Raw genomic sequence first — 8,889 nt, forward strand, 5'->3', positions numbered from 1 at the left:
GCACCAAAGTGCGTAACATGTTAATATTTTTTTACTCAGTGGGGTGATCATTCGCCTCAGAAACATGGAGGTGTGGCTGAGCGGTTGAAGGCACTCGACTCGAAATCGAGCACACGGGAAACCGTGTCAGGGGTTCAAATCCTCTCACCTCCGCAAATTAATATCAAAAAAAGAAGTGTTTTTTGATATATAATTTACGCGAGGTGAGAAAATTTGAAAGACGGAGCCGGGCACCCTCACGCACGCGAAGCGTTGTGCAGGGTCGGCGAGTCGGGGTCGCGAGCACTTAGGCTTTTCTAAAAGACTTAGTGACTTGTGACCAAATCCTCTCACCTCCGCCATTGCACCTTTAGCTCAGTTGGTTAGAGCACAGCATTCACATTGCTGGGGTCGGAGGTTCGAGTCCTCCAAGGTGCACTAAAAGTTTAAGTCCAGAAGCGCGAGCTTCTGGACTTTTACTTTTTTGCGACTTCGAGGAATCGAAAGACGGAGGCGGGCACCCTCACACACGCGAAGCGTTGTGCAGGGTCGCCGAGTCGGAGTCGCGAGCACTTAGTGCTTTTGACTACAAGGTAGTCAAAACACTTTGTGACTCGTGACCTAGTCCTCTAAGGTGCTCAACTCTTAAGGGGCGAGTTCTCGACTCCTATTCCTGCACGCGAAGCGTTCCATGAGTCAAAAACCGGAACGGTTTTTCGGCTCCCTTATGCATCCGCAACTGTATTCTTATTTCTCCCCCGGTATTTCAAACCAGAACTTACTTCCACTCCCCTCCAAGCTCGTAAATCCAATCGTTCCACCATGCTGCTCAACAATGTACTTTGCCACAGATAGTCCAATTCCAAATGATTCTGGCTGCATGACTGATGCATTTGTTGCCCTAAAGAATCGAGAGAATATGCGCTTCTGCTCGATTTCTGGTATTCCAATACCACTGTCTACCACCTCAAAACGCACATTCGTGCCCGCTGCAGTCAAACGTGCAATCACCTTGTGATCATTTTTTGAATAAGTGATCGCATTATCAACAAGTACTTTTATTACCGTACGAATCTTCTCACCATCACCCATTACTCCAGGAAGGTTCTCACCCGCTTCAAAATCGAGCGTGATATTCTTCAGTGCTGCCTTGCTTTGCTTCTCTGCAATTACTCCTGCACAGAGACTACTCATGGATATCTTCTCTCGCGCAATAAGCAGTCGCTTCTCCTCAATATCCATAGAGAGCAAGAGATCATTTATTCGATCGGTGATTTTTCGCCCTTCAGCATAGGTTGCAGTAAGAAACTCTTGCTGCGTATCAGTGAGTTTTCCAAAAGTGCCTGCAAGTATCTCCTCAAGGTTCCAATTGATCGCAGTAAGTGGTGAACTCAGCATGCGAGACATGATGTTCAAGAAACGCGCACGAAGCTCACTGAGCTCATTGATGCGCTGTTTTATCGCTTTTTCCTCAGCAACTCCACGAAAGACTACGGCTGCGCCAAACAACTTGCCTTTATCATCACGCACCGGCATGCTACGGTACTCTGCGGGAAACGGTGAGCCATCCTTTTTCCAGAATGTATTATCAAGATTCTTCATCCACGCACCGTTTTCCAGGGTCTTGAATACTGGTGACTCGCTGCGAGGCTTTGGAGTACCATCGAGATACTTATAATCCAACAAATCATGGAGCACTCGCCCCTTCAGTTCAGGTACTGTATACCCCAGCATCTCGGCTGCAGCATCATTCACAAATAGTGCCCTCCCATCAAGGTCGACAATTGCGATACCATCGGAACTTTGCTTTACCGCGAGCGAAGAAAGCTTTATTTCTTCACTCTGTTTTTCAATTACCCTTTCAAGTGCAATCTTACTCTGCGTAAGTTGCTCTTCACTACGCGTAAGGTCACGATAAACGACCTCAGAGGGGCGCTCAATGGCAATTGTAACGATGGCGCGATAAATGAGAAAGTATGCTGCAAACTTAAGCAGATGACCTAGTGTATTTGCAAACCCAAATACGCTAACATAACGGGTAAATGCAAACTCACTCAGGATGAGTACCCCAATTGCAATTGCGCGGAAAAAGACCACACTCCTATCAAACAAATCCCTCTTTCGATAGAGCACATATATCGATAACGCCATTATCCCGATGATGACATATTCGCTAATGATTTTGAAATCTGTTAGCCCATAGCCACTGATATACGAAATCGGGAATATCTTCCAGTAAAATAGAATTCCTATGGCTAGGACAGATACCACAGCATATGACCAAAATAGCATGCCGACGGAGATCTTTTTCGGCGCGTACAAAGAGAAAGCGGCGAGCAACAAAGATACTGCCTGAATAAAGCGCGCCATTATCCATATCTGTATACTCAAGTCAGGAGGATACCCCGCAAATACCGTCATCCCCTCATACGTGAGCATATGGAGTAAATCCAATATTGCGATAAAGAGAAAGGATACTCCGATAACAAGCATATAGTTATCGGTAATCTTCTCCCTTGAACTCCAAGCGATAATGAACACTGAGCATCCAATGATAATAGTGAATAGCTCCGCAAGGCTATGGAAGAAAAGAAAATTAAGCGTACTTGCAATATACAGGCCGAATACGACCGCGATAACAAGTAAGGCATCGCGACGAGAAAATATTTGATCTATCTTTTGCATTTTAGTAACAGTTATCTCACATACGGAACTTCAAACCAGAACCTACTTCCACTCCCTTCAACGCTATCAAAGCCTATTTTTCCGCCATGCTGATCAATGACATATTTCGCAACGGAAAGTCCGATACCGAATGAATCGGGCTGCATCACTGAGGCATTCGTTGCCCTGAAGAATCGTGAGAATATGCGCGACTGTTCAACTTCGGGTATACCAATACCGCTATCTATAATTTCGAAGCGTAGCATTGGTCCTGCCTTTGCAAGACTTGCAATCACTTTTCCGCCCGGTTTTGAGTAGACGATTGCGTTATCAATGAGCACCCGGAAGACTACACGCATCTTATCACCATCGCCAATCACTACTGGCGCATTTTCTATAGTCTCGAACATTACTTTGACATTCTTCAGTGCTGCCTTACTTTCATTCTCACCGATCACACCAGCACAGAGACTGCGCAGCGAAATCTCTTCTTTGACAAGCAGGAGCCTTCCTTCTTCGATATCCATAGACATCAGGAGACCATTGATACGGTCAGTAATCTTTTTACTAGCGATATGAGTCGCTGAAAGAAATTCCCGCTGTGTATCGGTCATCTTTCCGAATGACCCACCCAATATCTCTTCAAGATTCCAATTAATGGCCGTAAGCGGAGTACTAAGCATATGCGACATGATCTGCAGGAAGCGCGCTCGAATCTCACTCAGCTCTCGAATACTGGCCTCAGACTTACGTTTTTCGGTAATATCAGAAAAAACAACAACAGCACCAAGAAGCTTATTATCATCATCGCGAAATGGAATACTCTTATACTCAACCCAGAACCACGTATTATCCTTTTTCCAAAACACCTCAGTGTCTATAACATATTCCACACCTTCATTCACTGATTTGCGAATGGGACACTCTTCAATTGGATACGGTGAGCCATCTGGCTTTTTGTGTACCATATCGTGCGTGCGCTTCCCCATGATTTCCTCACGCGAATACCCAAGGAGTTTGAGTGCAGCATCATTCACGAAGAGCGCGATTCCCGTTGTGTCCACAAGAATAATGCTGTCGGTACTTTGCTTCACTGCAAGGGAAAACAGCTTAAGGTCTTCAGTCTGCTTATCGACGAGTTGCTTAAGGTTATCACGGTGCAATTCGAGCTCTTGTTCTTTCTGCGCAAGACTTCGAAAGACAATGTTATACGGCTGAGTGATACCGACACTGATTGTTGCTTTGTAAATGAAGAAATATGCAACGAACTTAATCAAATGTCCAATGATGTTCGCGGGGCCAACAAGGCTTACGTATTCTGAAAATGAGAGCTCAGAGATGACGAGGAGTACAATTGCGAGGGCAAGCGTCCGGAATGTATCGAGGTCGAGATCTGCTTTCTTCTTGTAAAGAAAATATATCGAAAGACCCATTATCGCTGATACGATATACTCACTGACAATCTTGAAAAGTGTTACCCCTGATCCCTCAATGAAGGTGACAGGAAAATTTCGGAAATAGAATATTGAAAGCAAAATCAACGTGAATACCGTCAGATATGTACCAACAACCACACCAGCTCTGAGTCTCCTGCCGAACATCAACGGTGCCAATAAGAATGAAATGGCTTGCAAATAGCGTGCCGCGATCCAGAGCTCTGAAGACAGACTTGCACCGTAACTAGTAAAAATGCCCATGCCCTGATATGACAGTGCATGCAGAAAATCAAGACCTGAAATAAATAGAAATGAAATTCCAAGAAAGAGTAAATAATCATTTGCAATCTTCTGTCGCTCATTCCACATAATCAAAAACACGCAGCTACCAATAGTTACGGCAAAAAATTCGATTGAACTATGAAACAGAAGATAATCATAATTTGAGATAATAACCAGGCCCAGGACGGAACACACAAGGAAGGCTATTTCCCATATTGAGTATTTAATGGTATTTCCAAACATAAGTAAATTCGCTTATATGCTATTGCAAAAGCAACTTAGTAATTATTTATTACTAACATACTATATAGGATACCCCTTCTGCTAAAATAATACAAGCGCACTACACACAGGAATGTACTTAACTAAAAACCAAGAAGTCATGCTTCTTGGTTTTTATATTACTTTGATTTGAGCACTGCTTCTATTGCAGCCTTGACCTGATTGTACGGCACAGAACCAACAATGAGTTTCTTGCCAATCATGAATGACGGTGTTCCTGTTACGCCATAAGCCTGACCCTCATCGAGATCTGCTTGTAGGTTTTGCTGATTTTGTGAAGCGTTAGCAACGATGAGCTTATCGAGATCATCAGTGTTCATACCAAGCGACTTTGCAATCTCAAGAATATCTTGTCGGTTTCCCCAGCCGCCATTCTCTTCATCTTGCTTCGCAAACATCTGCTCATGCCACTTGAAAAACTTATCAGGGTATGCTGACCAAACCCCACGCTCTGCCAGTGCCGCAGAATATGAATCCTGGCCGAGCACTGGATAGCCCTTAAAGACAAGTTTGACCTTACCAGTATTCACGTACTCACTTAAAAGTTTCGGGAACACATTAGTCTCAACCTGCTTACAGAATGGGCATTGGTAATCATACCAATATGCAACAACAACGGGTGCATTTTCCTTCCCAATGAAGGGGTTTCCTGCAATCTTGATCTCATCAATATTTGCAGGCTTTGTTGGGCCAGATGGCTGACTTCCATCTTGAGCAAGAGGAGCTGTCGTGTCAGTTCCTTGGGCTATTCCACCAATGCGATTCTTCAAGACAACTGCAGCACCGATAAGTACCCCCGCGATGATAATTGAAACAGGGATTGCATTTGCCTGAAGCAAAGCGAGCACTTTGTTCGACCTTTTTACTTTATGATGTACGTGGTGTTCCATATGATATGTATTTTGAGTATATATTCATTATATCAGAAAAATACTTATGCACAGTCATTTGCTAAATGGTGCAATATTCAGTAATATACGGCAATGCGTATCCTCTCCATAGAATCGAGCTGCGACGAGTCCGCTCTTGCAATTACCGAGCAGAATCCTACCTTAGGTAAATTTGCCCCGGTCACTGTTCTTGCAAACAATGTGCTTTCGCAAATTGACATCCATCGTGAATACGGTGGTGTCTTCCCTGCTGTCGCAAAGCGTGAACATGCAAAAGCACTCACCCCCCTTCTTATAAAAACTCTGAGCGATGCGGGCCTGCACCTCGCGGAACCAACTCCAATAGATCCCGTACTCGCGCAAGAGATTACGCTACTCCTTGAGCGTGAGCCTGAACTGCTTGAGCACATGCTCGCCATCATGCCCACGATTGCACGGCCTCAAATCGATGCAATAGCGCTCACCACAGGCCCTGGACTTGAGCCTGCACTCTGGGTGGGAATCAACTTTGCGAAGGCGTTGTCGCTACTATGGAATATCCCTGTATTACCAGTGAATCATATGGAAGGGCATCTGCTTGCAGCCATAGTTTCGGGACATATGGAGGATGATGGAAAACACGTGCTTATTCTCGATGAAGTTCAGTACCCAGCCTTAGGACTGCTCGTCTCAGGGGGGCACTCGGAACTCATTCTCATCGAAGCGCCCGGTGCTTACAAACTACTCGGGGAAACGCGCGACGATGCGGTTGGTGAAGCATTTGATAAAGTCGCAAGGCTGCTCGGACTCCCTTACCCTGGTGGTCCAGAAATATCGAAACTCGCGAATCTCGGCACGCAAGGAGCCTACAAATTGCCACGTCCGATGATCAATTCTGGGGACTATGACTTTTCTTTTGCGGGAATTAAGACCGCCGTACGTTATCTCCTTCAGGACATACCGGAAGTTACCGATGAAATACGTAATAATGTCGCCCGCGACTTCGAGGATTCTTGTATCGAAGTACTCACAAAGAAATCAGTCTCAGCTGCGCAGGAATTCGCTGCGCGAACAGCAATTATTGGAGGAGGAGTTTCCGCGAACCAGAAACTTCGTTCAATATTAAGCGAGAAACTTGGTGCGATAGGCATTCCATTACTTCTTCCCGACCGAGGATTATCGACGGATAATGCGCTCATGATTGCGCTTGCAGCACACCTGCATCCGAGAGACTCGGTAGCGCTTAACGAAATAAAAGCGCGCGGACACTGGAGAATTCATGAAGCATAATCAAAAGACCCTAAGCGAGGGTCTTTTGCATTATATATATCGTCTTTTTAACCACCACATGCCTACGATTGCACCACCAAAGAGTACAAGTGCGAGCAATGCTTTGGCATAGCCCCAGATGAGATTCTGCTTTTGGGGAACACTTTCGAGCGCGGTCGTCGAAACAACAATCGCATTTGGGGCTGCAGTTGTTGCCACCCCCGTTTCCGCCCCGAGCACTGCTCCCATCGCTTTTTTGCGAAGCTCTGCTTTAAGTATTTTCTTGTGGTCGTCCTGCACCGCTACAGCAGTATTCGTCGATGAAGACGCAGGTAATAGGTCGCTTGCTGAAGTAGTGGCTATAGCAATGCTAGACGGAGCAATGAAGCCAGAACCACTGGGAGCGTATCCTCCTATCACTACTGGATTTGGAGTTGGTGACATCTTTTGAAGCACCGTAACGACACGAGAGGTGGTCGCACCAAGATGAGTCAATGGATCAACAACCGCATAAGTCGTTACATATGTACCAGGAATGTTTGTGTCAGGAAGACCAGAAATGATGATCTGATCAGTGAGGTCACGACCATCCTTTTCTGCAGTTGCACCAGCATCAATATATGTGCTACCCAGCTCAAAAGAAAGTACACCTTCTCCATTACGGGTTATGTGAGGAAGTGTGCTCAAGAGGAATACTGGAAGTGTAACATCCGTATTGTCTACAAAGCTTACCGGTTGGCACTCATTACCACCGAGAAGCCCAACGCCACCAGGAATAGTAATACACACGGAGTAATCTGCGGGAATAACATTAAAAATATAATTTCCACCTCTATCGGGTATCACCGTCGTGGTCATTGTTCCACTTGCGTTGAGGAGTGACAAGGAAACAGAACCTTGTGCAGCAAGTATGCCTCGTGCGCCCTCATCTGCTTCCACCTTTCCCATAATATTCAATGCCTGAGGAAGTATGTTGGCCTGTTGAGCATCGGGACTCAACGTAAAAGAGCCTAGAGTAATGTCCCCTGTTGCAACTGGGTCGATTGCCACACACTGAGCATCATCAAGTAATGTATATCCGTCAGGAACAACGATACAGATGTTGCCCCCTCCCGGCACACTCAAAAATGAATATCCTCCTTGCTCGTCAGATATTGCGGTGTCGACGACAGTACTACTTGCGTCATATAGTTCAAAAAACACACCTGATTTTGCAGGATTTGTCTCACTGATATTCTCTCCTTCCCTAACAAGCCCAAAAATATTTGCAGTAGGTGCCTCTGCCGCGAGCGCGGTCTGAATACGAAAAATACTTTGCGCATCAAGTTTGTTCAACTCTAAAGCAAATGATAAAACAAAACTTAGCATGCCCATGGCAAGCAATGATGCGGTTGATATATTTTTCATAACTACAGGTAAGACACAATCAGGACAAATAACGATTTATTGTGTTACTCTAAGGGTACAAGCGAAGACGAAAGCTGTCAACGTACAACTTTATATACGATATAACAAAAGACCCTTGCGGGTCTTTTGTTATATGTACTACCAATTGAACAAGAATGAACCGACTGCAGCTACTGCCTTCTTGATGACTGTACCAAGATTAACAATAGGCTTCGTTACGCCGTTCAACGATGAGAATACTGATGCAGTGTTCTGTGTCTTGTTACCTGCAGCAAGATTCTTTGATGTTGTACCCGATGGCGCTGTAGCAACATGTGTGCGTACAGGAGCCCTTACAAGCACCGGTACATTGACAGGAGCAGATGGAGTAATGCCTGAAGCGAGTGTGCTTCCTGTGCGCTCCTTCTCCCCTATCATCGTGCGAAGAATATTGATGATTGCGCTAAGACGTGCAGTGATTGCACTCGTATCAGTATTTGCTACTGCTGCGCTAAACCCACCACCTGAGTATGCAGATCCGCCTGACCCACCACCAGAAACTGGAGGAGTAACGACCGGTGCGCGAACTACATTGACCGTACGGGTCGCTGTTGTGGTTGCGCCATCGGCATCAGTCACGGTGAAGTACACCGTTGAGGTTGCGCCGAGGACAGCGGTATCAACTGCAGATGCATCAATAGTGACGGTAAGGGCACCATCTT

General features: G+C 45.5%; 6 protein-coding genes and 2 tRNA genes. 3 read left to right on the plus strand and 5 right to left on the minus strand.

Annotated features, from left to right (window positions below; genetic code table 11):
* Nucleotides 1–66 precede the first annotated feature (66 nt).
* Nucleotides 67–153 (plus strand) — tRNA-Ser (locus tag VJ579_04060).
* Nucleotides 154–343: 190 nt separating this feature from the next.
* Nucleotides 344–417: transfer RNA gene (locus tag VJ579_04065), tRNA-Val, on the plus strand.
* 309 nt (nucleotides 418–726) lie between these two features.
* On the opposite strand, the gene VJ579_04070 is transcribed toward VJ579_04065, so the two are convergent.
* The 3 genes from VJ579_04070 to VJ579_04080 all read right to left on the minus strand — a co-directional run bounded on the left by VJ579_04070 (nucleotide 727) and on the right by VJ579_04080 (nucleotide 5,533).
* Complete coding sequence (locus VJ579_04070) at nucleotides 727–2,664, minus strand: MASE3 domain-containing protein (protein HXK38213.1); 1,938 nt, start codon at nucleotides 2,662–2,664, stop codon at nucleotides 727–729.
* A gap of 11 nt (nucleotides 2,665–2,675) precedes the next feature.
* Nucleotides 2,676–4,604 carry an MASE3 domain-containing protein gene (locus VJ579_04075; GenBank protein HXK38214.1) on the minus strand — a complete coding sequence of 643 codons (1,929 nt, stop codon included), beginning with the start codon at nucleotides 4,602–4,604 and terminating at the stop codon, nucleotides 2,676–2,678.
* Between the two features lie 158 nt (nucleotides 4,605–4,762).
* Complete coding sequence (locus VJ579_04080) at nucleotides 4,763–5,533, minus strand: thioredoxin domain-containing protein (protein ID HXK38215.1); 771 nt, start codon at nucleotides 5,531–5,533, stop codon at nucleotides 4,763–4,765.
* Between the two features lie 93 nt (nucleotides 5,534–5,626).
* On the opposite strand from VJ579_04080, the gene tsaD reads away from it, so the two are divergent.
* Nucleotides 5,627–6,802 carry a tRNA (adenosine(37)-N6)-threonylcarbamoyltransferase complex transferase subunit TsaD gene (gene tsaD, locus VJ579_04085; protein ID HXK38216.1) on the plus strand — a complete coding sequence of 392 codons (1,176 nt, stop codon included), beginning with the start codon at nucleotides 5,627–5,629 and terminating at the stop codon, nucleotides 6,800–6,802.
* Nucleotides 6,803–6,832: 30 nt separating this feature from the next.
* Here tsaD and VJ579_04090 read toward each other — a convergent pair whose 3' ends face one another.
* Nucleotides 6,833–8,188 carry an immunoglobulin-like domain-containing protein gene (locus VJ579_04090; GenBank protein ID HXK38217.1) on the minus strand — a complete coding sequence of 452 codons (1,356 nt, stop codon included), beginning with the start codon at nucleotides 8,186–8,188 and terminating at the stop codon, nucleotides 6,833–6,835.
* 138 nt (nucleotides 8,189–8,326) lie between these two features.
* Nucleotides 8,327–8,889, minus strand: a 563-nt coding sequence (locus VJ579_04095; protein ID HXK38218.1) for a hypothetical protein, incomplete at its 5' end; no start/stop codon positions are given.

It is taken from the genome of Candidatus Paceibacterota bacterium (genome assembly GCA_035583355.1).
Lineage (GTDB): Bacteria > Patescibacteriota > Minisyncoccia > Phycocordibacterales > UBA6899 > JAJZQJ01.

Excerpts from the sequence above, each read along its gene's own strand:
- VJ579_04070 (HXK38213.1), bottom strand. The coding sequence starts at position 2,664 with ATGCAAAAGATAGATCAAATATTTTCTCGTCGCGATGCCTTACTTGTT.
- VJ579_04075 (HXK38214.1), bottom strand. The coding sequence starts at position 4,604 with ATGTTTGGAAATACCATTAAATACTCAATATGGGAAATAGCCTTCCTT.
- VJ579_04080 (HXK38215.1), bottom strand. The coding sequence starts at position 5,533 with ATGGAACACCACGTACATCATAAAGTAAAAAGGTCGAACAAAGTGCTC.
- tsaD (HXK38216.1), top strand. The coding sequence starts at position 5,627 with ATGCGTATCCTCTCCATAGAATCGAGCTGCGACGAGTCCGCTCTTGCA.
- VJ579_04090 (HXK38217.1), bottom strand. The coding sequence starts at position 8,188 with ATGAAAAATATATCAACCGCATCATTGCTTGCCATGGGCATGCTAAGT.